Consider the following 25,730-nt stretch of genomic DNA (forward strand, 5'->3'; position numbering starts at 1 on the left):
ATTATAAAAAACAGCTAATGTCATTTTAAGGATATTACGCAGCAATGCATTAGTGAAAATAAACTTACTAAGCAATAATCACGCTGTCTATCTTTAATAAGTTGCGAAAAATATATAAGGTTTAAAGTGTATAAAAACAGAAAATTAATAATATATTGACCTCTTAATAGAAGGTGCTATAGAATGAAAGCGATAACAAACGATTGCTTTAAAATGATTTCCCTGATCTTTTAGTATTTACAAATATATGAAAGCAAAAACAAATCTATTTTTTTAAGCATTAATGCAAACGTTTTCGTATTAAAAGATCATTGAAATACATATGTGAAAATAGTCAATATGGGGGTGAAGTAAAAGAGATTTCTACATTAATTTAAGCAGTGTAATTTAGTACGAGCATAATAAATCGCTCGTACTATTTAAAGAAAGGGTGTATGTGGTGCAAATGACAAAAAGATTAATTAACAAATCATTTTTATTACTTGCCATAATCGTTATGTTATCATCTGTTTTTTCTTTTCAGAATGTGAAGGCAGTTTCAAATTCGAAAACAACTGAAGTTATCATTCATTACAAAGAGCAGCCTGGAAATACAAAAGACTGGAATCTTTGGGTATGGGGCGAGAATTCAAATGGTAAATCGTATGATTTTACTGGGGAAGATGAGTTTGGAAAATATGCTAAGGTGAAAATAGAAGGTGACTATAATCGTGTAGGATTTATAGTTCGTACGAATGAATGGGAAAAAGATGGCGGTGATCACTGGGTTGAAAATATAAGGGATGGTCGTGCTGAAGTATGGATCCTTTCGGGTGATGAAAAAGTATATGATTCTAAGCCTTCTTCTGATCTCTCTATTCAAAAAGCTACTATTGATAGTTTTAATGAAATCACTATAAATACTAATATTCCGTTTAATAGTAAGGAACAGAAAATTGAAATTGAAGGCGTTAAAATTAAGGGGATTAGTCCTTATGATACAAATAGTGGAGATATTACTAATAAGGTTAAAATAATTACGGAACAGAAAATTGATTTAAAACAAACATACAAAGTTAAAATAGCAACCTTAGCTGATGCGAATATTGAAATCGGTAAAGCCATTCGTAGCGAAGAATTTGATAATCTATTTTATTATAGTGGTAATGATTTAGGAAATGTATATACTCCGCAACATACAAAGTTCCGCTTATGGGCTCCTACTGCGAGTGAAGCGAAGTTAGTTTCATATAAAAATTGGAGCGATAAAATAGGTACTGAAATAAACATGCAACAAGGTGAAAAGGGAACATGGATAGCAGAACTTAAAGGGAACCAAAAAGGGCTCTTTTATACGTATAAAGTAAAAATTGGTGATAAGTGGACTGAAGCGGTTGATCCGTATGTGCGTGCTGCTTCCGTAAATGGAGATAAAGGTGTAGTCGTTGATTTAAAAGAAACAAATCCGAAAAAATGGAAAGCAAACAAAAAACCTAAATTTAAAAATCCGGAAGATGCCATTATTTATGAATTGCATGTACGCGATCTTTCCATTCAACCTGAAAGTGGTATTAAGCAAAAAGGAAAATATTTAGGTGTAACAGAAAAAGGAACAAAAGGGCCTGAAGGTGTAAAAACAGGACTTGATCATATGAAAGATCTTGGTGTTACTCACGTTCAGTTTTTACCGATATTTGATTATGCTTCAGTAAATGAAGAAACTTTAAATGAACCACAATATAACTGGGGATATGACCCGAAAAATTTCAACGTCCCAGAGGGCTCCTATTCTACAAATCCTTATGAGCCAACTGTTCGAATAACTGAATTAAAGCAAATGATTCAAACACTGCATGATAATAATCTTCGTGTTGTAATGGACGTAGTATATAACCATATGTATAATGCCGCTGAATCTAATTTTCATAAGTTAGTTCCAGGTTATTATTATCGTTACAATGAAGATGGAACACTTGCAAATGGAACTGGTGTAGGAAATGATACCGCTTCAGAACGAAAAATGATGAGGAAATTTATGGTGGATTCCGTCACGTACTGGGCAAAAGAATATAATTTAGATGGATTCCGTTTTGATTTAATGGGTATTCATGATTATGAAACGATGAATGAAATACGTAAAGGTGTTAATCAAATTGATCCTTCTATTATTCTGCATGGAGAAGGCTGGGATTTAAATACACCTCTTGCAGATGAATTGAAAGCAAATCAAAAAAATGCGGAGAAAATGAAAGGGATTGCTCATTTTAACGATAATATACGTGATGGATTGAAAGGCAGTGTATTTGAGGAGAAAGAAAATGGTTTTGTAAATGGAAAGCAAAACATGGAAGACCGTATTAAAAAAGGCATTACGGCAGGTATTGACTATGATACAAATTCGTCTACCTATCAAGATCCAGAGCAGGTGTTAACTTATGTGGAAGCACATGATAATCATACATTATGGGATAAACTTGAGCTAACTAATCCAGGTGAAAGTGAAGAAGTGCGAAAACAAATGCACAAATTGTCTTCTTCTATTTTATTAACATCACAAGGTATTCCATTCTTACATGCAGGACAAGAGTTTATGCGCACAAAATATGGTGATCATAACAGTTACAAATCTCCTGATTCAATTAACCAGATGGACTGGTTACGCCGTGCAGCATTTAATAATGAAGTAGATTATATGAAGGGATTAATAGATTTACGCAAAAAGTACTCAGCTTTTCGAATGACATCTGCAGAGCAAATTAAAAAGCATGTATCTTTTATTGATGCTCCAAAAAATGTTGTAGCTTATACAATAGATGGGAAAGGCAATGGGAATAAAAGCGAATACTTTATGGTGGTTCACAATGCAAATAGAGAAGACGTTGACATAACGCTTCCATCGAAAGGTCCTTGGAAAGTACTAGTAGACGGTAAGCAGGCGGGAAGTAAAACACTTTATGTAGTCCATGACAATAAAATCAAGGTTCCTGCATTAAATTCATTTGTTTTAAAAACAGAAAAGCCAATTAAATAAAAGCAAATAATGTGAAAGTATATACTGAGTTGAGCAAATTGAATAAGGATTACAAATATAAAAAGCGAAGTGAAGGTTGTTTTCACTTCGCTTTTAAAGTTAATGTAATATAATTTCACATACTGTAATTATATTACAATTTAATAAGGGAAATAAACAAGAAATTATTGCTATTGTAACAGTATGGGGAGGAAATATCTTTGCATTTATTTATAAAATTATCTGAAATACATTCTTAATTTATATAATTTCTATTATACATTCGAACATTTAACGAGCTAGATGTTCGAATGTATTAATTCCTACAAATCGTTTAAAAAATAGAAAAGGCGTAAAAGTATATGGAATTAAAATAAAGAAAAGACACCTTAAATGGCGTCTTTTCTTTATTTTAAATACGATATGTTAGTAACTCACTTGTATGTAATAGTATGTTACATTTTTACACTAACTTCTAAAGAAAAATTTTATCGCTATAACAAATAAAACTTTCTCAATATTATTTTGTTTAATAACTATATCCATCTGCTTTCCAATCCATTACAATAATTTCACATTGGGAATACACGAATATTCTTAATGTTCTAAATGGTTTATACCTTATAGGATTACTATGGGAAAGGATGTGGAATATCTAATTAAAAATCATTTTTTATAATGAAATAAAAAATTTTAATGAAGAAAAAGTTATTTCATTATTCTCAAGTCTCGTTGAAATACATGTATTTATAATCACTATGAGACAAGGGGCAGAATCTAAAAATTATTTTTTGTAGATTAGAAAACTGTATTTTAAAAATAAGTTAAACGTTTATGGAGGGTTATATGAGCGAGCAAATTTATTACTGGTCTCCTATTAAGCATTGGGAGAAGTTCCATAATGAAGTTTTGATAGGGGAAACGAGATTTACAGGCGTTCTGTCTGAGTGGTTTCCTGAGTTTTATTTTTTAACTCAAAAAGGTGTGAAAATTAGTGAACTAGTAGAGCGCTTTTCGTTAGGAAATGTAGAAGAGACACAAAAAACAATAGAGCTTATGATAAAAAATCGTGTGTTAGTAAGTAACATATTACACCCAAGAGAAGTATTTTCCACACAAGAAAAGATTTTTCCGAATCCATATAGCAACCAGATTCGCTTTTCTAAAAAAGATTTAGATAAGTATATGAGTGAACAATTGAATCGAACGCACCATGCTGTGCGGTCAACCGAAATTCAATTTGAAACAACAAATGAGCTACCCACTATAATCAAGGAGCGTAGGTCTTGTCGCCAATTTGATATGAAAAAACATATTAGTTTTTTAGAATTTTCCCAATTCACATCAACTCTAAAACAGGTTGGGGAAGAAAAAATATACTATCATTACGCAAGTGCAGGCGGACTCTACCCTATTGATATCTTTGTTTATATAAAACCAAAACGTATAGAAGGTATGAAAGCTGGTTTTTATTATTATAACCCATCAAAAAATAGTCTTGTGGTTGTAAACAATATTGATCAAGTAATCAAAAGTGATCATGAGTTAATTAACCAGGATTTATTTACTCAGTCTGCCTTTTCAGTTTATTTAGTCTATAATGCGAACGCTTCCATCCCGAAATACGGTTCAGATGGATATTTATTTGCTTGTATTGAGTCAGGCATCATCACTGCTACTTTAAATATGGTGGCTGAGACATTAAATTTAGGAGTTTGTTCGGTTGGTCATATGAAATTTGAAGAGATTGAGCGTTTTTTAAGTTTGGATAACCATCAAGTATTTCTCCATGGAATTGAAGTTGGCTTGAAAATTAACGAATAGATGAAATGAATATTAGGGGGATAAAGATAAAAATGCACATTAAAGATCGAAGTTCGATTCATGAGAATAAAGGGGTAGAGGCGTTTTGGAAGGAGCAATTATCTTCCGAGGTTCTCGATTTTTCTGTATTTAATAGCGGTTACCAACTAAATAAAGAAAATCCTTGCGAGCACGTTCAAGTCATAATGAATGTAGAGTTTAGTAAAAGTATACAAAAAGTAAGTAAGTCTCAAGATTTGTTATTATTTAGCTGGTTACAGGCCGCGTTAAGGATTTGTTTGGCACACTATACAGATCAAGAAAGGATTACTATTGGTATTCCTGTAATTGAAAAGAATCTTGAACAAAGCGAGAATCTTAATAAATTGATTCCTTTAGGAAGTGAAATCCATCCGCATCACAGCTTTAAACAACTAGTAAATCAGATTGAACAAACGACTTTATTCGGGTATGACAATCAGGAGTATCCACTTTCTGAATTATTAGCGAAACACCATTTAACTCCTTTTCAAATTGTTATTGGGATGGAAGGATTACATAATAAAAATTCGATAGAAGAATATGCAGAGAATAATTTAGCCATCTGGATACAAAGAAAATGGAATGAAATACATAATGAATTTGAAATTCAAATTTCTTTTAAGTCTCATTCATTCTCTTCTTTGCAACAGTTTGCAAATTCGTACCTTTATGTTTTAAAGCAAGTGTCAAGAAATTCGAATTTGGCTGTGAAAGATATTTGTATCATTTCAGAAGAAGAGAAAGAGTTGCTAGAAGAATTGAATCAAGATCAGACGGACATAGAATTTTCTCAAACATTTCAAGATTTGTTTGAAGAACAAGTGTTAAAAACCCCAGATCAAATTGCTGTTGTTTGTAATGATCAATCTTTGACATATAGAGAATTGAATAAGAAAGCAAATCAATTAGCTTCTATTCTTCAAAGTAAAGGTGTATCGAAAGAAAGTATTATTGGGGTTATGGTAGATCGGTCATTGGAAATGATCATTGGCATGATGGGAATTTTAAAAGCAGGAGCAGCGTATTTACCAATCGATCCTAACTATCCAAATGAACGAATTGAATATATGTTACAAGATAGTCAAGCAAAATGTTTACTGAGCAAGCGAACAGAAGTAGAATTGCCGCAATTTGCGGGTGAAGTACTGTATCTTGATGAGGAACATCTCTTCCAAGGTGAAGAAAGTAATTTAGTTCGACAAGGTGAGCCTAATGATTTGGCTTATGTTATTTACACATCAGGATCAACAGGAAATCCAAAAGGGGTAATGGTGGAACAGAAATCTCTTGTCCATTTTTTAAGCGTTATGAGAGAAAAAGTAAAAGATAATCAGTCGTTCTTGTTTCTTGCTAGTGTATCTTTTGATATTTCCTTGTTAGAAATATGTCTTCCTTTAACGCAAGGTTCGAAAGTAGTTATTGCTACAGAGGACCAGTTTGCAACAAAAGAATTGGCTCATTTGGTCAAAGTACATAAGGTGGATTTATGGGAATCAACCCCATCGCGAATGGAAGTGATTTTAAGTGATCCAGAAGGGGCAAATTTTCTAAAAGATTTAAAATCTATTTTGTTAGCAGGAGAAGCATTTTCCATTGATTTGGTTGAAAAAATTCGATGCATCAGTGAAGCGACAATTTTAAATATTTATGGTCCTACAGAAACAACCATTTGTGCAACAGTAAAGGATTTGAGCTCTGCCAAAGAAGTTACGATTGGAAGTCCCAACCCGAATTATCATTCCTATATATTGAATAAGTATGGTCAATTAAAACCATTTGGAATTCCGGGTGAACTCTGCATTGGTGGCGTGGCGGTAGCACGAGGGTATCTTGGGAAATCTAAACTGACAGATGAAAAGTTTGTACCGAGTCCTTTTACGGCAGGAGAAATGATGTATCATACGGGTGATCTCGTTCGTTGGTTGCCTAATGGAGAACTTGAATATCTAGGTCGAATGGATCATCAAGTGAAAATTCGGGGATATCGGATTGAATTAAGAGAAATCGAAAGCCAGTTAAGGGAATATCCAGAAATAAACCAAGCTATCGTTGTTGATCAAGTATATGGAAATAGGAAATTATTAGCTGCGTACTATGTATCGGATAATAAGGTCTCTTTTGATGAAATCAGAAAATATTTAAGTGATAAATTACCTGAGTTTATGATTCCTGAAAAAATGATTCAGGTGGAAGAGATTCCGTTGAATCCAAATGGGAAAGTAGATAGGAAAAGGTTATTAGATATAACACAAACAGATTATGTATCAATTCCATACGTTGCCCCGCGCAATGAAATTGAACAAAAATTGGTGCATGCATGGGAAGAAGTTATGGAGATTGAGGGAATCGGTATTCATGATAATTTTTTTGCTTTAAAAGGAGAATCGATTAAAGCACTTCAGGTAATTAATTTATTAAGAAAAGACTGCTTAAAAATAAGTACAACAGATTTTTTTAAGCATCCCACGATTGCTCAACTTAGTACTTGTGTAAAGTTAGAGCATAAAACGAAAAACTTTGAAAATAGACCAACCCATGTTAAAGATTTGTCTAAGCCATTTCCCTTAACAGAGGTTCAGACAGCGTACATGTTAGGACGGAATTCACAGTTTGAATTAAGTGGTATTTCACCTCAAACTTATTTTGAATATGAAACAAAATTGAATATCAATCGTCTTTCAAAAAGTTTTCAAAAGGTAATTCAACGTCATCCGATGTTACGAGCTGTAATTTTACCAGAGGGAGAACAGCAAATATTACAAAGCGTTCCTGATTACGAGATTGAAATAGTGAATCTCATAGATTTAGATGATAGGAATCAAAATGCTCGCTTACAAGAAGAACGTTCTCGAATGACTAATCATGTATTTCCTTTAGGGCAATGGCCTTTGTTTGAATTAAAAGCCTTTCTTTTAAAAGAAGACACGTATTTATTATGTTTTCGATACGATGCTTTATTAATGGACGGAGCAAGCATGAACATCGTTGGACAGGATTTGTTTCATTATTATTATAAACCAGAGCAAAGGTTAGAACCTCTATCTTTTGATTTTCAAGATTACATGTTTATCTATGATGAACTGGAACAAAGCACAGAATATAAAACAGCAAAAGATTATTGGACAAGTAAGCTTCCTGACTTTCCGTTTGCGCCTTCTTTGCTGTTAAAAAAGGATCCGGCAGAGATTGCTACTCCTAAGTTCCAATCACTTACTAAGATCCTGGACAATGAAATATGGACAAAGCTACGAAAGTTAGCACAAGAAAAAGAAGTAACTCCTTCAGCTCTGCTTTGTACAATATATGGTGATGTGTTGGCATATTGGAGTAATCAATGTCGATTGGCAATTAATTTGACTGTATTTAACCGTTATCCTGTTCATGAAGAAGTAGAGCAAATTGTGGGAGATTTCACTTCACTCATCTTGTTGGATGTTGATGTGAATCCAGATCAATCTTTCTTTACTAGAGTAAAAGAAACGCAATCTACTTTATTAGATGGCCTCGAACATCGCCATTACGATGGAGTTAATTTTATTCGAGATTTTACTCGATATCATCAAATGACGCCAAAAGCAGTTATGCCAATTGTTTTCACCTCGATGCTAGCAGGTGCGGGGGCTTTTGCTTGGGAACAGCTTGGTTCACTTCGCCATATTCATGCTCGGACTCCACAAGTGTATTTGGATAATGTGGTAATTGAAAAAAATGGAGAGTTATTAATTAGCTGGAACTATGTTGAAGAATTATTTGATGTTGATGTGATAGAAGCGATGTTTCACCAATTTGTTGACTTATTGGAACAATTAGTGAAACAAAGTGACGTAACATCTTTGCAGATGAAAGAGTCAGACCATGCTTTAATTAAGCAATACAATGAGACAACAGAAAAAATACCGTCGACTACTTTATATCAATTATTTACAGACCAAGTAAAACGTACACCGGATGAAGTAGCAGTAGTTTTTGAACAAGACTACTTAACATACTCGGAGCTTCATAAGCGCTCCAATCAAGTTGCGCACTTTTTAAAAGAACAAGGAATTTGTCTAGGTGACAAAGTTGGTCTTTTAGCACAAAGACGAGTTGACACAATTGCTAATATGATAGGTATTTTAAAAGCAGGTGCCGCTTATGTTCCGATTGATCCCGACCATCCTTCAGATCGCCAAACATATATTTTAGAAAATAGCTCATGCAAACTTTTATTAGAACCTAGTCTTTATGAAGAAAACCACTTGTCATTATATACAACAGAAGATATGCCTGCTATTGCTGGTCCGGAAGATCTTGCCTATATTATCTACACTTCAGGAAGTACAGGAAAACCGAAAGGAGTAATTATTACTCACCAAGCGGTTGCAAACACCATTCAAGATATTAATCAAAAATATCAGGTAAACGAAGATGATCGTATTATTGGTATTTCTTCTATGTGTTTTGATTTATCTGTATACGATATTTTCGGAACGTTAAGCACAGGTGCAATGTTGGTAATGATTCGTGAGCCAAGAGACATGCAAGAATTAATCCGTACCGTCGAACGTAGAGGAATTACAATTTGGAATACAGTACCTGCAATTATGGATTTGGCATTAGATCAAGTAGGTTCTCATTTTGAACATTCTTCCTTGCGTTTAGTTTTACATAGTGGAGATTGGATTCCACTTTCTTTACCAGAAAAAATAAAAAGACATTTTCCGATTGCGGAAGTAGTTTCACTCGGAGGAGCAACAGAAGCATCGATTTGGTCAATTTATTATCCGGTCAAACAGGTGGAATCGCATTGGAAGAGTATTCCATACGGGATACCTTTGGCAAACCAAGCGTATTATGTGTTGAACTATGAAAAGAAAATGTGCCCTGTTGGTGTAATTGGAGATTTATATATCGGGGGAGTGGGACTTGCTAAAGGATATTTAAATGATAGACAGAAAACGAATGAAGCATTTGTGTCACATCCTGATTTTGGTCTTATATACAAGACAGGAGACTGTGGAAAAATGCACCCTGAGGGATATATTGAATTTTTAGGACGCCAAGATTATCAAGTCAAAATTCAAGGATATCGAGTAGAGTTAGAAGAAATCTCCCATTGTCTTCTCACTTACAAACAAGTCGAACACGCTGTAGTGATTGATCAGACAGATGAGAATGGAATGAAATTTTTAGTCGCATATGTGGTAACTGAACAAAATATTAGCACAACAGAACTACGAAAGCATTTGCGAGACCACTTGCCAGATTACATGATTCCTTCTTATTTTGTTTATTTGGAACAACTGCCATTGACTCCAAACGGGAAATTAGATAGAAAAGCGCTCCCTGCTCCAGAGAAACAAAAGAATGAAGTATTTATTGCTCCAAAAACTGAAATGGAAAAAATATTAACTAGTGTATGGCAAGAAGTACTCAAAGTAGATCGGGTTGGAGTAAATGATCATTTCTTTGCCTTAGGTGGAGATTCGATAAAAGCGATTCAAGTTTCCGTCAGACTGTATAGACAAGGATTTGAGCTAGAGCCAAAAAATCTATTTTCATTTCCTATATTAGGAGACATGGCTCAATTTGTTAAAAAGCTAGAGCATCTTTCAAATTCACAATCAAGTGATGTAAACAAAATGAATGATAATCATTTTACATCACTAAATGTTAAAGATAAACAACTTAATCAACATACACTTATCAAAATACAAGAAAAAATGCCGGATATAAAAATAGAACGAATTTATCCATTGGCACCTTTCCAAGAAGTTATTTATGAGCATGCTGCGACTGAACCTGATACAAATGCATATTTTGAACAAACAATTTGGGCACTTGAGGGGGAGCTGGATATTAATCTCTTTACTCAGTGTTTCCAACAATTAGTTGATCGTCATGATTCTTTAAGAACGATAATTGTGCAAGATGAACAAGCACAACCTTGGCAAGCTGTTCTACATGATGTTCAAATGATTTCAGAGATAAAAAACTTGATTGAGATGACGAAACAAGAACAGCAAGAATTCCTAGACCAGTGGATGAATGAAAATATAAGTCGAGGATTTAAAAATGATGAACTCATGACCCGTCTCTGTATATTCCAACTAGGTAATAACGAGCATAAGGTGGTTTGGAGTTCCCATCATCTATTATGTGATGGTTGGAGCGTCAGCATTTTGATAGACGAATTATTCCAGCTCTATGAAACAATAAATGCGAGAACTACGGCGGAGTTACCTATGGTAAAACCTTTTGAAACATTCATAGAATGGACTTTAGCACAAGATCATGAGAAAGCACGTCATTTTTGGCGGGATTATTTATCAGGATACAATCGAAAAATTAGTATTCCTAAAAAGAAAATACCAACGCAAAGTGAAGGGTTAAACTTCACATTCATGGATTTAACATTAGACAAGGATTTGACTAATCAGTTACAGATATTTGTAACTAAAAACAATATAACTATGAATACGGCATTACTAGCTGTATGGGGAATATTGCTTGGTAAATACAACGGAATAAAAGAAGTAGTATTACCTAATCTAGTATCAGTCAGACCTCCCGAAGTAGAAGGAATTGAAAATATGTTCGGTCTGTTCACAAATGTTTTGCCTATCCGACTAGCATGGACAGAAACGCAATCTTTTGTGGACTTCCTGAAAAAAGTACAACTAGAAACATTGAAATGTAATGAGTATGCATACTATTCATTTGTTGATATACAAAAGCAAAGTGAATTAAAAAATCAGTTGACTGATCATCTTTGGGTTTTTGAAAACTATCCAACTAACCAAGCTATCTTTTCTTCAAATGAAAACAGAAATTTTGCCATCGCAGATTACGAAGTTGTTGATGAGCCGCATGTAAAGTATGGAATTATGTGCTTCCCTGAAGAAAAACTTACAATAAAGTTTGGATATGATCAAACTTTATACGAAGCGGAGAAAATACAGGAAATATTGAATCACTTCCATCAGTTAATCAACATGATTCTTCAAAATCCAATACAGGTGATCGGTAATTTCAAATTATAAAAAATGAAAAGGCGGGCAAGAACTCGCCTTTTTAAATAGAATAGGAGTAAACCAAATGACGAAAAACTTGCAGTTATCAGCCGAAGAGATGCGTCAGTTAGGATATCAAGCGGTTGACTTGATTGTTGATCATATGAATCATTTAAAAAGTAAACCAGTTTCGGAAACGATTGATAGTAATATTTTTAGAGACAAGCTAATTGAAACGATTCCAGAAAACGGATCCAATCCAAAAGAGTTACTTCATTTTCTTAATAACAATGTGTTTAATCAAATTACTCATGTGGATCATCCTCATTTTATGGCTTTTGTGCCAGGTCCTAATAATTATGTTGGTGTAGTAGCAGATTTTTTAGCAAGTGGGTTTAATGTATTTCCTACAGCTTGGATAGTAGGTGCAGGTGCTGAACAAATTGAATTAACGACAATCAACTGGTTAAAATCAATGCTAGGATTCCCTGATTCAGCTGAAGGGCTATTTGTCAGTGGCGGTTCCATGGCTAATTTGACTGCACTTACTGTAGCGAGACAGGTCAAGCTGAATAATGACATAGAAAATGCGGTTGTGTATTTTTCTAACCAAACTCATTTTTCTGTAGATCGAGCACTTAAAGTATTAGGTTTTAAACATCATCAAATTTGCCGAATTGAAACAGATGAAGATTTAAGAATTTCAGTTAGTACTTTAAAAAAGCAAATAAAAGAAGATCGATTAAAAGGGAAAAAACCATTCTGTGTTATCGCTAATGCAGGGACAACGAATTGCGGGGCGGTTGATTCCCTCGATGAATTGGCTGATCTTTGTAATGATGAAGACATATGGCTGCACGCGGATGGGGCTTATGGGGCTGCAGCAATTCTCAGTGAAAAAGGAAGGGAGTTGTTAAGCGGAATACATCGTGCCGATTCTTTGACGTTAGACCCGCACAAATGGCTTTTTCAGCCTTATGATGTTGGTTGTGTACTTATTCGAAATAGCCAATATTTAAGTAATACGTTCCGTATGATCCCAGAGTATATTAAGGATACGGAAACTAATATAGAAGAGAAAGTGAATTTTGGGGAGCGTGGAATTGAACTTTCTCGTAGATTTAGGGCATTAAAAGTATGGCTTTCTTTTAAAGTATTTGGAGTCACAGCTTTTCGCGAGGCAATTGATCATGGCATTATGTTGGCTGAACAAGTTGAAGAGTTTTTAAGGAAAGAAAAAGATTGGGAAGTGGTAACACCTGCCCAGTTAGGAATTGTTACTTTTCGTTATATTCCTTGTGAGCTAACATCTACAGATACAATTCATGAAATAAACAAAAAACTGGTGGAAGAAATTAATCAAAGAGGATTTGCTATGCTAAGTACGACTATATTAAAAGAAAAAGTAGTAATTCGACTTTGCTCTATCAACCCGAGGACAACAATAGAAGAAATACTTCAAATCATGATGAGCATTAAGGCGTTGGCAGAGGAAATAAACACATCGCCTAAACATCTTATATCTGTTTCTCAACCTTGATATATTAGGTGGATTTTACATATTAGTAGCCGATTCTAAATGAGAATCGGCTACTATACTATTTAAGAGTGTTTTTCTTGTAAAGGGATTAAGCCTCAACCTTAGAGACTCTTTTGAAACCAGTCTTTACTGCTTGTACCATTTCGTTCACAGCGTAAATAGATACATCGGCATTTGGATTTAATCCTTCAAACCAGTGATAGGCATTTGGATATAAATGAAATTCGACATCAACACCAGCTTGCGCTAGTTTGCTTACATAGGTTAATGTTTCACTGCGGAATGGATCTAATTGACCAACAAATGTGTAAGTATATGGCAAATCACTATAATCCTCTGCTCGAGAAGGCGCTGCATAGGCAGGGATTTGATCTGTTCCATACATTTCTCCTAAATACATTTTCCAACCAGCTTCATTTGCCTTTTGATTCCAAACAAATCCTTCTTTAATTTCATTCGCTGAAGGTGTATTATTTCGGTCATCAATCATTGGATAGAGTGGCATTTGTAAACAAATTGAAGGATATTTTCGATCTCGGGCTAATAATGATAATGCTGCTGTTAGTCCACCGCCAGCACTTACTCCTGCAACCCCAATTCGATTCGAATCAATGTTTAATGACTTTGCATTATCAGCAATCCATTTTAAAGCTGAATAACAATCCTCAATTGATGCTGGGTAAGGGTGTTCAGGTGCTAAGCGGTAGTCTACAGACACGACCACACAGCCAGCTTCTTTTGCAAACCTCATACAAGTATCATCGTTATCATCTATAGACCCTAAGATATAACCACCACCATGCATCCATAATAAGACAGGTAAAGGTTCATTATTTGATTTTGGACGATAAATTCTTAATGGTAACGGATTATCATCAGGTCCAACAATGACTTCATCTGTTAACGAAAGGGATTCATCAACAACGGTAGGTGGTCTCATTTGAGCTATTCCTTCTCTGATTGATTGCAAGTTTTCCGGGCGTAAATCGAGATCTGGAAACATCTCTAACCCTTGTAATAACTCTGGATTTACTCTTGTTTTCATTTTAGCACCTCTATTTGTAATTGTTTTCGAATAAATGAAGTGTATTCTAAGTAGTTTAATTGTGAAAAAACATCACAATTAAATTGTAAATTGGATATGTCTTAGTAGTCAACAGAATATTCGGAAATTAAAACCTTTCTCAAGAAGGAGTTTCATGCAGCCAGTAATACAAGTGGTTGATTTAGGAGTAAAGTGTTTTCATGTCGTTGTAGTTATTTACACTTAGTTTTCTAATTGAACCAAGAGGTGATCCGTTTTATTTTAATGACATATTGCAAGGGATACCTGTTCGAATTCATACTCGGAAAGGATTAATACATTTTCATTCCTTAATATATAATTCAGGGAAATACTCATGGGCAGGCATTAATATAGGAGAACAGTACAAATTAAAATAACTGTTTAAAAAAATTCCTTTTATTTGGCTAGAAAAGGAGTAGATTCTTTTTTCTTATCTAGACTCATGAAGAAGTATGAAAATCAGAATTTATAATTCAAAAGCCAGCTTAAAGTAATTGCAATAATTACTTTGGATAGTAATCTTAAAAAAATAAAAAAAAGAGAAGAACTCACCAAGGTTCTTCTCTTTTTTATGTGTAATTAGGGTATCCATAACTGTAGATATGGATAGTGTAAATTAATGGATGAATAATTTACTCTTTAAATTATAACAGAACAAATAAAGAATTTTATATGTAATATTGCATAAGAAGGGTAAACAACAATAATTTCTTTTCATAAAAATAAGCCACTGGTGAAAATGATGAGTAACCCTTTTCCATATGAAATGAACTTGGTATAAAATGAAAGATTACAAGTATAAGATTCTATACTTAGTAATCTCTCACTTTAAGGCATATCTTTGGGTAAGTGAGGGGAGTTCAATCGATTCTGAATAAAATTGATAGTATCAGTTGCAATTTTTTTACGTTTAAGAACAATCCCGGCATGTCCACATGTATAAATATATCTTGTAGGTCTTTCCCAGGATTCCCACAAATAGTCCGTATCCTCAGAGTGCACATATAGATCGTGCTTACCTGAAATTAATAAAATATTTTCTTTTTTTACTTTTGGTAACGCTTGACTCGGTTCAGTGATTTTCCAATAATCTATTAATTCATCATACGTTACACCATGGTGTTCCAAGTCTTCTCTAATAAATCTACCTGGATTTGTCTTCCAAATTGAATAAGAAAGTCGATTTGCGTAGAAAATGGATGCTAATACATCAATCTCTGATTCAACAAGAGCTGTTAGGTTAGTAATAACCCCACCTAAACTGATTCCTATTAAAATCAAGGGGCCATTATTATTTGCTTTAATCCATTTAATCAAAGCTCGTAAATCAGCTACCGCTTGTCTAGTGGCTTGTACAGTTCGTTCAATATTGGCACTTACCATGTACTCTCCACTGAATAAGGATTGGTTGGGTTTTCTTTCAAAATGATAGGGTAGAGTGAAATAATACATATTCCACTTCAAGTTGGTCATATGGTCGTGAAATATTTTTTTTACACGTTCGTTAGAATCCATTCTCCAACCATGAACAAAGATGACATGAGGTGCATCTGCATTTTTATGTAAAAATAATTCCCCAGTTACAGAGTCGTTGCGTGAATCACCAGATTGAACCGAGCTTTTATATTTGAATTGTCCAACCATGTATTCCTTTTCCTGTTTTGAATGCTTAATGTTAAAATGAATATCAGATGGTTTTACTTTATAAAAAAATTCTATGTCCTTTATATCTAGTGAGGTGTTAGAAAGAGAAGTATACTGAAACTCTACACTTCTTTTTTTGTGCAAATCATACAAGGCGTATCGATCAATGAGTTTTGAAAAAATCAAATTAACCTCCTCCAAAATACATATTGTTTAAAACATAGACAAAATTTATGTTTTATTTATGCTGTAAATTAATTATAAAATATTCTCTTTTCCTAATATTAGGTGCTTAAATTACAAAAATAGGTAATAAATTTGTATATTATATTATAAAGCTAGCAATAAAATAAAACCATAAATAATTTATACTAAAATCTAAAAAGCAAGTTAATATTCTCATTCATATAAGAGAACATTAACCTGCTTATTTTCGTATCAAAAGGTACACCTTTTGAAGTGACGTAATTTATATGAAAGACAATGTGTCAATTTGTATATTTAATACAGTGATAGTTACCATAATTTTCGAAGCCTATAGTTAATTAACCTTACAATATACGTCTTTTTGGTATATAAATAGCTATATTCATTAGAGAAAGAGTTTTAATCCTTCATGAGAATCTTTAAAACCTAATTTCTTATAAAAGTGTAAAGCTTCTTGTCGTTCTTTATCTGTTGTTAACTGTACTAAATGACATCCCCGTAATTTAGCACGTTGAATAGCCCATTTAATAAGTTTACTTCCTATACCTTTACCACGTTTTGATGAGGCTGTCCGTACACCCTCAATTGTAGCTCTCCAACCCCCTTGACGTACAATGTAAGGCGTAAATGTAATTTGTTGAATACCGACAATCTCCGTCCCATCACACGCTACAATCAACTCGTTATTTGGATCACAATCAATAGCATGAAATGCTCTTATATAACTATCAGGGAGTGGTGTTTCATAGCGCTCTCTTTTATTTCCTAAAACATCATCAGCAAGCATTTTTACAATTTCATCTAAATCATCTGCCGTTGCAATCCTAAATGTTATAGTTTCTATCACTATCAAAAAACCTCCTTAATGTATGCACTTGTTACTTTTATTTTACTTGTTTAAATACAAAAGGTTAAATTATAAAATATTATGAGTCTCTATAACTTTTTCTTATAGATAGCATAAAAGCCTAACTTATAAAATTATAATTTAGGCTTTTTAACGCAATATTATTATTAGAAAATCCGACCAACTTCAATAAACCTCCATATTCTTTAATGAATTTTCATATTTAACAAGCACACATAGAACCATTCAAATAGGGTGGTTTTTATTTGTTGTATAGAAATTACGTAATAAGCATGGATTTGTATGCTCTCATTCAATGCTATCTAAAGCCATAACTTCCTTGCCAATATTCAAAAACGATTACGTTTTTGAATATGTGTTCCGGTCTTTCTTGACCAGGTCAATGAATAACTACACATAAACTCCTTATATCTCTAGATAAACTACCGATTAGCTCCATATAGACTCTAGATAACCTATATAGAATACAAGTTATCAAGGAGGTAAGAAAAAATGAACTTTATGAAACGAGCAATTCTCAGTATGAAAAAAAGAGTAGGAACATCATTAATTTTGATGGCAGTTTTCCTAATTGTTACAAATTTAGTGTTGGCAGGATTCACAATCCAAAATGCATCAAAAAAAGCTGCTGATGCAGCAAGAAAAAAACTCGGTGCAGATGTTACTTTAAGTCTTGATTTTGACAAATTAGGTCAACAAGCTAGGGAAACTGGAGAGATGCCTAATCCACCGAAGCTTAATACAAAAGAAGCAGATCAATTAGCGAAGTCAAAGTATGTAAAAGACTATAATTACATAACTAGCACTCTCGGAATTTCTGACGGACTTAAACTAGTAGGAGCTTCAGAAGGAGAAGAAGAAGGAAAAGGTAAGGCGGGAATGACGGCTGTACGAGGCGGTTCAGGCTCCGGTACAGAAATAGATATGAATTCTTCTTTTATGATTGAGGGAGTTCGCAAAACTGCATTACAAGAAAGCTTTAAGAATGGAAAAAGTAAAATCATTGATGGGAAACCAATTACAGAACAGATGAAAGATCAGAATGTAGCTTTAATGGAAAAACGATTAGCGGAATTAAACAACTTGAAAGTAGGAGATAAAGTTAAAGTTCAATCAGGGGATAAGAAGGAAACTCTTGAAATTGAAATTATCGGTATTTACGAAACGAATGAGCAACCAATGGGGCAAAATCCCCCTCCTATGATGAATCCAGCTAATAAACTATATATGCCTCACTCTACTTTAAAAAAATTAGAAACAGATGAAGGTACTCGTAGTAGTATTCAAGTTGTGTACTTATTGAACGATCCACAAGACATTGATGCATTTAAAAAAGAAGCAAAAAAATCTGATATTGATTTTAATTATTTTAAGTTAGATGCACATGATTCATTATACAAACAAATGATTAGGCCTATCGAAAATATCGCTTCTACTTCTCAAATGATTATCTATATGGTATCTATTGCAGGTGCGATTATCTTAGGATTAATCATTATGTTATCGATTAAAGCACGTCGTAAGGAAATGGGGATTTTATTGTCCATTGGAGAGAAAAAATGGAAACTGATGGCGCAGTTCGTAGTAGAAGTAGTATGTATTGCTATTTTAGCATTTGGATTATCCGTAACAACAGGAGCTAAAGTTTCTCAATACATAGGGGATAATTTACTTTCGAGTGAAATTGCTACAGCAAGCGAAGAAACAGACACCCCACAAAATGGTAGTGTAATGGTGGCTGGACCTGGTGGTAGTCTACAAGACCAAAAAGAAGAGCCGATTGATAAAATTGATGTAAGTGTAACAGGAGCAGATGTAGGAAAAATGGGGGGGATTGGACTAGCTATTGCTATATTAGCAACGCTTCTTCCAGCATTATCTATTCTACGTTTAAATCCAAAACAAATTCTTTTAAAAGATGAATAAGGAGGCTCGATATGGAAACGATTTTACAATTTAAAAATGTGGACTATTATTATGAAAGTAATGGGAAAAATGTAGCGATACTAGATAATGTTAATTTTTCTTTTCAAAAAGGGCATTTCTACACGATTTTAGGACCATCTGGATCTGGTAAAACCACAACTCTGAGCTTAGGTTGTGGACTGGATGTCCCTAAAAATGGTTATGTACTGTATAATGGTAAAGATATTCGAAAAATTGGTTTGGATCGATACCGTAATCAAAATGTATCTGTAATTTTCCAATCTTATAATTTGATTACCTATATGACTGCTCTTCAAAACGTCCTAACAGCAATGGAAATTACAGGTGTTAAAGTGCAAAATAAAAAGGCAAGGGCATTAGAATTATTAGAGAAGGTAGGACTCACAGAAGTAGAAGCGAAACGTAACGTTCTGCAACTAAGTGGCGGGCAACAACAGCGTGTAGCAATTGCTCGAGCGTTATCTTGTAATGTTGATTTACTTATTGCGGATGAGCCAACAGGAAACCTCGACGAAGAAACGGCAATGGATATAATAGAACTGTTTCAAGAACTTGCACATAAAGAAAATAAATGTATTATTGTTGTGACGCACTCACAGGAAGTTGCTAAAAAATCAGATCGTGCAGTTTATTTAAGTAAGAAGAAGTTGGTAGTAAACGAAATCTAATATAAACACCCTAACTTTTTAATTCACATAATTTTCGAAAATCAGTTTCTTCAAATGTTTTTATTTGATATATAATAAAGCCAAGCCATAATCAAAATGGTCTCCCTGCTTTGAATGTTAAGATAGTTTGTTGTTCCCTTTTTAACAATATTTGAAAAAGAACTTGTAGGATTTTCTACAGGTTCTTTTTGTTATGATCGGTTAACTATATCATTGAGGAATCACATATGAAAAACGGAACATTACCTAGATGTATGATCTAAATACTGGCCCGTTCAACTGATTATCTGTATAGTTATTGAAGAATTAAACCTACAATCATAATTAAACTAAATACTATCATCCAACCAAACGCACAATAGCCGAAAATTCTAATCCATTTAGGTAATTGATTCATGTTAACATTGTTTGTGGGAACTCCTTGCATAAAAAACATCATTTTTTGATCTCTATCCCTATTATTTTGTTGTTCATACATAATATCATCACCCTTCTAGAACGATTGTGTATAGATCAGCCTGAAGATAACTAAGCATAGAATATTCGACAATTATAGTGAGTTAATCTGTTTTCCAGTGCTGCATACTAAATTTCAAAAAACTAAAATTTGATTACTCAAAAGCTATATATACTAAAGTATTTGCTCATTTAAAACATAGTAAACCTTTTAACAAGAGATGCTTATTATTTGGTATTGAATAATTTAAATACATTCAATAATACTTCTTAGCGTATAGATACGTATATGTCTTTCAAACTATATGTGCCGTAAAGTAGGAGCAGCTTACATTCATGACTATTATTATTTATTCGTTACTTTTAAAGCATCTAACACTATTTTGGTTGCGTCTGCAATAAGTTTATCATCGTGTTTCGCATCCTCTTTAGCATGATTAGAAAGTATCGCAAGAATAATTGGCTTTTTATTTGGTGGCCAAATGATTGCGATATCATTCCTTGTTCCATAAGACCCAGATCCAGTCTTATCGGCTACTTCCCATTCTCCTGGAACTCCAGCACGAATTAAGTTGTCCCCCGTAGTATTTCTTTTCATCAAATCTATTAAAAAGTTCTGTTTCTCAGTTGAAAGTATATCACCTAGCGCGTATGTTTGAAGACTAGTAGCCAATGCCTTTGGGGTACTAGTATCATGAGTGTCTCCTGGTTGCACTTCGTTTAATTCTGGTTCAAAACGTTCAGGATTTGTGACAGTATCTCCTATTTCTCTCAGTGTTTTTTTGAATTCACTTGGCCCACCTAATTGTTTAAGAATAAGATTTTGTGCAGTATTATCGCTATATCGAATGGAAGCATCCGCAAGCTCTTTCAGAGTCATACCTGTATCTACATATTTTTCAGTAATTGGATTGTAATTCACAAGATCTTTGCTAGTATATTTAATTCTTTGATCTAAATCTTCTATTGATTTCTTTTGTAACAGTGCTCCAACAGCAAGGGCTTTGTGGGTAGATGCGTATGCAAACCGTTCATCTGAACGATAAGTAACAGTTTGATTCGTACCTGTGTCCAATGCATAAATACCAAGTTTAGCATCATATTCTTTTTCCAGCTTTACAAAAGAATGATTACTTGTATTTTCTTGTTTGGTTTGTTTCGGTGGTTCGGATTGAATATTACTATTGGAACAACCTATAAGCGTTACACATGAAAGTAATACTGCAGGTAACATCTTTTTATAATGCGAAATGTGAAAAAACTTCTTTGAAACTATCATACATTTTCAACCTCTTTCAAGAATTTATGGATTTTGTATAGGTATTTTACATGCCGATACAATTAACAAATGTACAGGATAGCACTCCTCTTGTATTTCTTGCATTACAAAATGAGAGAACTACCAAAAACACCTTTTTTATACGTAATAGACAATCTAAGTAACACATTTGTTCCATTTATGATTAAGGTTTTGAATATATCCATTAATTTTATAAGAATCACAAAATCCTCCTTTTTTGAACTCTACTTAATTTTATGTGGATTTAGATTGAGTTTCCCTCGTAACGGGAATATCAATTGGATGGCGCATATATAACAACCTCGTTTCGGATAGAATAGGTAATAACAACTACTGATTTCATTTTAAGTGAGGTGTTATAAGATACATACGACAAAACAAAAAAGATTTGTGGTGCAAAGTATAACTACATTTAGTCTACTAATAACGACTATTTTCACACCCATGCTTATTTACATTGTTTATGGATTACAGATTTCGAAAGGCTTTGAGGGATACTGGCCATCAATCTTGTTTTATACAACTTATATGACGGGTGTGTTTATCTGGATACCTATTGTGAATAAGGCTGGGATTCACCGCTCCTTATATTGGGCTGTTTCTATTCTGATAGTATCATTACTTAGTGTTACTTTCTTTGGATGGAGTTCAAGATGGCTAGAAATAAGTGCGTTAGTTTCTGGTTTTGCAGTTAGTACAATTTCTACCATGACGAGTACTTTATTGTTTCTACATGTGGAAGGCGGGGGAAAGATTTATAATAAAAATCAACAAGCGATTATTATTGGTATCGTTTTTCTTTTACTAATAAGCGTATTGTTAGCGATTAGTTTTCTATCGCCGCCGCTGATAACATGCATATATGGGATTTGTTTAATCAGTATCCTTTTTGCTATAAAAAAGATGCCAAGAACGGAGTTAGCCAAAGGCTTTTTACCTATCTCCATCGTATCGGTAGTAGGAAAGTTTCTTTTTGTCTCAATGCTTATTCTTTTGATACGTACAAGTCGTAACATAAATAATGAACAATATATTTTCTATTTTTTTCTACTCTCTTTAGCGCTTATTTGTTTCATGTTTTTGAGTTTGTTGAAAGGAAAGTTCTTTCATAAACTTTCATCTTCTTTGCCAATTCGATTAAAGGCAGAATCATTTTTACTTGGATTAGGAAATGGATATTTATTTTTGATAGGTATTTTTTATAGTTTTACTTTCTATAACATGTTAACCTGTATTTTCATTGTAGTTGGCCCATACCTATTAGGGATTTTGATGTCTCTATTTTTAGATATCAAAGCTGCTAAGAAAATTAATCCAATCCATTTGTTTTTAGTAAGTACTTTAATCATGATATTCGGGTTTTATTCTCCACTATTTATAGTCCTTAGCGTTACATTTGGGAGCTATGCCATTAATAGTATTTCTTCTCAAAATAATATGAAAGTATATATGGTGAATGCTACACATAGAGAGCTTTCTTTACTCATTTACACAACATGGAGAAATATGGGGAATATATTTTTACAATTTTTTATATTGATTGTGATTGTGGGAGTAGGGGTGTTTTACGATGTCGAATGGTCGCAACTTTTCCAAACAATTGTTGGGAAGAGTCAAATGCAGATTGAAGGGTTATCCGTACAACGATTGATGTTTATGTTAGCAATTTGCTGTTGGCTTGGCATGGTGGGCTTAGGTATGTGGATTGTTAAAAAAGCTAATCCAAATTTTGCTTAAAAAGTATCTCGAAAAATACCGGTACTAAAAAATGGAATATCACAAATATCTGATTGTAGCTTTTAGTTTGTCCACGATCTAAGTAACATAAGTTGGATGGTAAAAATAAGGAGCTTAAAAAAACGAAAAGTCACCCTATTGATTCTTAATAAGTTTATACTTACTACAAAAACAAACAAACTCGTCCTACTAAGAGGGGAGTTTGTTTGTTTGTTGTTTAGATAATGGAATGTTCATGCAAAATTGTACACTATGTTCCGTATTCTTTATAGAATACTTTATATCTAGCGTTTCAAGAATTTGTTTAACAATATATAGCCCCAAACCACTTCCTCCAGTATTTCGATTCCTTGATTTTTCAATTCGATAAAATGGTTTGAAAATTTGTTGTATATCTTCTTCTTTAATATTGGCACCTGTATTTATAATTTGCGTTTGGATTTGACCTTGTTTAGAATCCTCACTTAACTTTATATAGACTTTTTCATTATTTGGTGAATACATAACCGCATTATGGATAATATTTTTACATGCTTTTTCAAAAAGAACACGATCTGTATAAACAGAAAGATCAGAATCAATTTCTTTTATTATTTGGATGCTTTTTTGAGAAGCAAAAAATTCAAGATCTTTTGTGATTGTACCTATTAACTTTGAAAGATTAACTTCTTCTATCTTTAGTTTAAAGGTGTGTTGTTCTAATTTCGACATGCTTAAAATTTCACGAACTAATTGTTCCATACTTTCAATAATTTGATGATTTTTCTTTAAATATTGATCACGATTTTGATAAGGGCCAATATTGTATATCATCCCTTCTAAGTATCCTTTCATTACAGTAAGAGGGGACTTTAATTCATGTGCTACAATCGCAAAAAACTCTCTGCGTTTTGTTTCTATTTCTCGTTCTTTTTCAATATCATTTTTTAATTGTTCATTTGCTTTTTTTAAATCAAACATAGCTTTTTGTAAGTTAATAGACATGTCATTCAAACTATTAGATAATTCTCCTAACTCATCTGTAGAGCGAACCTCAATTTTTTCGGAGAAATCTAAATTTGCCATCTTTTGTGCACCTTCATTAATATAAATAAGTGGCTTTGTAATAAACCGGGAATAGAAATAAGCACTCCCTACACCAATTACGATTACAATGATACTAATATAGGGAAGAAATCGTACTAAAACCTGTGAAGCTTCATCAATCGGTTGAAATGTTGCGAATACTACAAGCGTTAAACTACCATCTTGGAATTGAATTGGTTTCGTAACGTTATATGAATTGCTGAGGGTATCTGCATTCTCGAATCGTGTTGCTTTAGTAACCACTGTTGTTTGCATACCACTTTCAATAAAAGAAATTGAAGGAGAGTAAATAATTTTCCCCTCTTTATTTTGAAGCAAAAGCATCGCATTATTTTTTTTTGCGTATTCATCAAAAAGTGGTATCGCATCTTGAAACGTAAGATCTTTAGACTTATCAATTATTTCTTTTATCCCTGTTTGAAGTTGATCTGTTTTGTATTGCTCATAAAACGTTGGGAGAAAAAAGTATAAAGTTAAATAAATCAATACTGCAAAGGATAACAAAATGAGGGATGTAGTCAAAAAGAGTTTATAAGTAATTTGCTTCATCTTCATGATTTTTACAATACTATTCATCAATTTTATAACCAATACCCTTTATTGTTTTAATGTAAGGGATAGCTAATTTTTTACGTAGGTTTTTAATATGTGTATCAATTATTCGTGTTTCTCCAAAATAATCGTATCCCCAAACTTTTTCTACGATAATTTCTCTTGTAAGTACTTTTCTCTCATTTTGAAATAGTAGTTGTAGAATTTCAAACTCTTTTGTCGTTAATAAAATTTCAACGTCATTTACATATACTTTATATGCATCAACATCGACACGCACTTCTTTAAACACCAAATGATTATTTACATTGTTATCATAACTTCTTCTCAGTACAGCTTCGACTCGTCTAATCAAAACATGAAACGAAAAGGGTTTTGTTATATAATCATCGATTCCAAGATCAAACCCTTTCATTTGATCTTCTTCTTCTTCTAACGCAGTTAGCATAATAATTGGTATATTTGACTGGCTTCGAATCATCTTGGAAACTTCAAATCCATTAAGATTGGGCATCATTACATCTAGAAGAATTAAATCAAATGATTGCTTATTAAATTGTGTCATACCCTCTAATCCATCTGATGCAACTACAACTGTATACTGTTGTGTCATTAAAAATTGTTTAATTAGTTCCTGAATTTCTTGATCGTCCTCTACCACGAGAATATGATAGTTCCTCATAATATCACCTCTGGTAGTCATTATAGCCTTACTATCTGGAGTTTATGTGGAGATGAATAGGACGTATATCTTGTTAGCTCTACGTTCAAGATTGTGTGTTATCAACTAATAAGTATTAATAGCCACATTACTTTTTTACGGATAAATAATT

The 25,730-nt window shown here is 33.3% G+C and carries 14 protein-coding genes; 7 read left to right on the forward strand and 7 right to left on the reverse strand.

The features are described from left to right. Positions 1-439: 439 nt before the first annotated feature. From pulA to NSQ47_RS07355, 4 genes are all read left to right on the forward strand, one after another. Positions 440-3,010, forward strand: a complete 2,571-nt coding sequence (gene pulA / locus NSQ47_RS07340) for a type I pullulanase (RefSeq protein ID WP_341036480.1) — start codon at positions 440-442, stop codon at positions 3,008-3,010. Positions 3,011-3,835: 825 nt separating this feature from the next. After that, on the forward strand, positions 3,836-4,813 hold the full coding sequence (locus NSQ47_RS07345; protein WP_340823987.1) for a SagB/ThcOx family dehydrogenase: 978 nt from the start codon (positions 3,836-3,838) through the stop codon (positions 4,811-4,813). Between the two features lie 32 nt (positions 4,814-4,845). Next, the gene (locus tag NSQ47_RS07350; protein ID WP_340823989.1) at positions 4,846-11,856 is read left to right on the forward strand and encodes an amino acid adenylation domain-containing protein; all 7,011 of its coding nucleotides are present in this window, start codon (positions 4,846-4,848) and stop codon (positions 11,854-11,856) included. 55 nt (positions 11,857-11,911) lie between these two features. Then, on the forward strand, positions 11,912-13,366 hold the full coding sequence (locus tag NSQ47_RS07355) for a pyridoxal phosphate-dependent decarboxylase family protein (RefSeq protein ID WP_002161664.1): 1,455 nt from the start codon (positions 11,912-11,914) through the stop codon (positions 13,364-13,366). Between the two features lie 88 nt (positions 13,367-13,454). On the opposite strand, the gene NSQ47_RS07360 is transcribed toward NSQ47_RS07355, so the two are convergent. From NSQ47_RS07360 to NSQ47_RS07370, 3 genes are all read right to left on the reverse strand, one after another. Further along, positions 13,455-14,411, reverse strand: a complete 957-nt coding sequence (locus tag NSQ47_RS07360; RefSeq protein WP_340823992.1) for an alpha/beta hydrolase — start codon at positions 14,409-14,411, stop codon at positions 13,455-13,457. An 849-nt stretch (positions 14,412-15,260) separates the two neighbouring features. Then, positions 15,261-16,262, reverse strand: a complete 1,002-nt coding sequence (locus NSQ47_RS07365; protein WP_340823994.1) for an alpha/beta hydrolase — start codon at positions 16,260-16,262, stop codon at positions 15,261-15,263. A 406-nt stretch (positions 16,263-16,668) separates the two neighbouring features. After that, positions 16,669-17,130, reverse strand: coding sequence for a GNAT family N-acetyltransferase (locus NSQ47_RS07370; protein ID WP_002013294.1), 462 nt, complete (start codon positions 17,128-17,130; stop codon positions 16,669-16,671). Positions 17,131-17,643: 513 nt separating this feature from the next. Here NSQ47_RS07370 and NSQ47_RS07375 point away from each other — a divergent pair. Next, a complete protein-coding gene (locus tag NSQ47_RS07375; protein ID WP_340823998.1) occupies positions 17,644-19,077 on the forward strand; it encodes an ABC transporter permease in 1,434 nt (477 codons plus the stop codon). A gap of 11 nt (positions 19,078-19,088) precedes the next feature. Then, entirely contained in the window at positions 19,089-19,766 is a 678-nt protein-coding gene (locus NSQ47_RS07380) for an ABC transporter ATP-binding protein (RefSeq protein ID WP_002161658.1), read from the forward strand. A gap of 295 nt (positions 19,767-20,061) precedes the next feature. On the opposite strand, the gene NSQ47_RS07385 is transcribed toward NSQ47_RS07380, so the two are convergent. Next, positions 20,062-20,244, reverse strand: a complete 183-nt coding sequence (locus NSQ47_RS07385; protein ID WP_002161657.1) for a hypothetical protein — start codon at positions 20,242-20,244, stop codon at positions 20,062-20,064. Between the two features lie 324 nt (positions 20,245-20,568). Then, positions 20,569-21,501, reverse strand: coding sequence for a class A beta-lactamase (bla, locus tag NSQ47_RS07390; RefSeq protein WP_002161656.1), 933 nt, complete (start codon positions 21,499-21,501; stop codon positions 20,569-20,571). Positions 21,502-21,966: 465 nt separating this feature from the next. Between bla and NSQ47_RS07395 the strand changes: the two genes are divergently transcribed. Continuing rightward, positions 21,967-23,259, forward strand: coding sequence for a hypothetical protein (locus tag NSQ47_RS07395; protein ID WP_341038217.1), 1,293 nt, complete (start codon positions 21,967-21,969; stop codon positions 23,257-23,259). A gap of 189 nt (positions 23,260-23,448) precedes the next feature. Here NSQ47_RS07395 and NSQ47_RS07400 read toward each other — a convergent pair whose 3' ends face one another. Together NSQ47_RS07400 and NSQ47_RS07405 are read right to left on the reverse strand one after the other, a co-directional pair. Beyond that, a complete protein-coding gene (locus NSQ47_RS07400) occupies positions 23,449-24,921 on the reverse strand; it encodes a sensor histidine kinase (protein WP_002161654.1) in 1,473 nt (490 codons plus the stop codon). Next, positions 24,914-25,579 (reverse strand): response regulator transcription factor, encoded by a 666-nt coding sequence (locus NSQ47_RS07405; RefSeq protein ID WP_002161653.1) that lies wholly within the window; start codon positions 25,577-25,579, stop codon positions 24,914-24,916. The genes NSQ47_RS07400 and NSQ47_RS07405 overlap by 8 nt, the downstream gene beginning before the upstream one ends. Positions 25,580-25,730 lie beyond the last annotated feature (151 nt).

It is taken from the genome of Bacillus sp. FSL R10-2780 (assembly GCF_038006125.1).
Classification (GTDB): Bacteria; Bacillota; Bacilli; order Bacillales; family Bacillaceae_G; genus Bacillus_A; species Bacillus_A cereus_U.

Bases quoted from the DNA above. Each gene is read 5' to 3' on its own strand.
- NSQ47_RS07405 (WP_002161653.1), bottom strand. From the start codon at position 25,579: ATGAGGAACTATCATATTCTCGTGGTAGAGGACGATCAAGAAATTCAG.
- NSQ47_RS07400 (WP_002161654.1), bottom strand. From the start codon at position 24,921: ATGAATAGTATTGTAAAAATCATGAAGATGAAGCAAATTACTTATAAA.
- NSQ47_RS07395 (WP_341038217.1), top strand. From the start codon at position 21,967: ATGCTTATTTACATTGTTTATGGATTACAGATTTCGAAAGGCTTTGAG.
- NSQ47_RS07350 (WP_340823989.1), top strand. From the start codon at position 4,846: ATGCACATTAAAGATCGAAGTTCGATTCATGAGAATAAAGGGGTAGAG.
- NSQ47_RS07355 (WP_002161664.1), top strand. From the start codon at position 11,912: ATGACGAAAAACTTGCAGTTATCAGCCGAAGAGATGCGTCAGTTAGGA.
- NSQ47_RS07385 (WP_002161657.1), bottom strand. From the start codon at position 20,244: ATGTATGAACAACAAAATAATAGGGATAGAGATCAAAAAATGATGTTT.
- NSQ47_RS07360 (WP_340823992.1), bottom strand. From the start codon at position 14,411: ATGAAAACAAGAGTAAATCCAGAGTTATTACAAGGGTTAGAGATGTTT.
- NSQ47_RS07380 (WP_002161658.1), top strand. From the start codon at position 19,089: ATGGAAACGATTTTACAATTTAAAAATGTGGACTATTATTATGAAAGT.
- bla (WP_002161656.1), bottom strand. From the start codon at position 21,501: ATGATAGTTTCAAAGAAGTTTTTTCACATTTCGCATTATAAAAAGATG.
- NSQ47_RS07345 (WP_340823987.1), top strand. From the start codon at position 3,836: ATGAGCGAGCAAATTTATTACTGGTCTCCTATTAAGCATTGGGAGAAG.
- NSQ47_RS07375 (WP_340823998.1), top strand. From the start codon at position 17,644: ATGAACTTTATGAAACGAGCAATTCTCAGTATGAAAAAAAGAGTAGGA.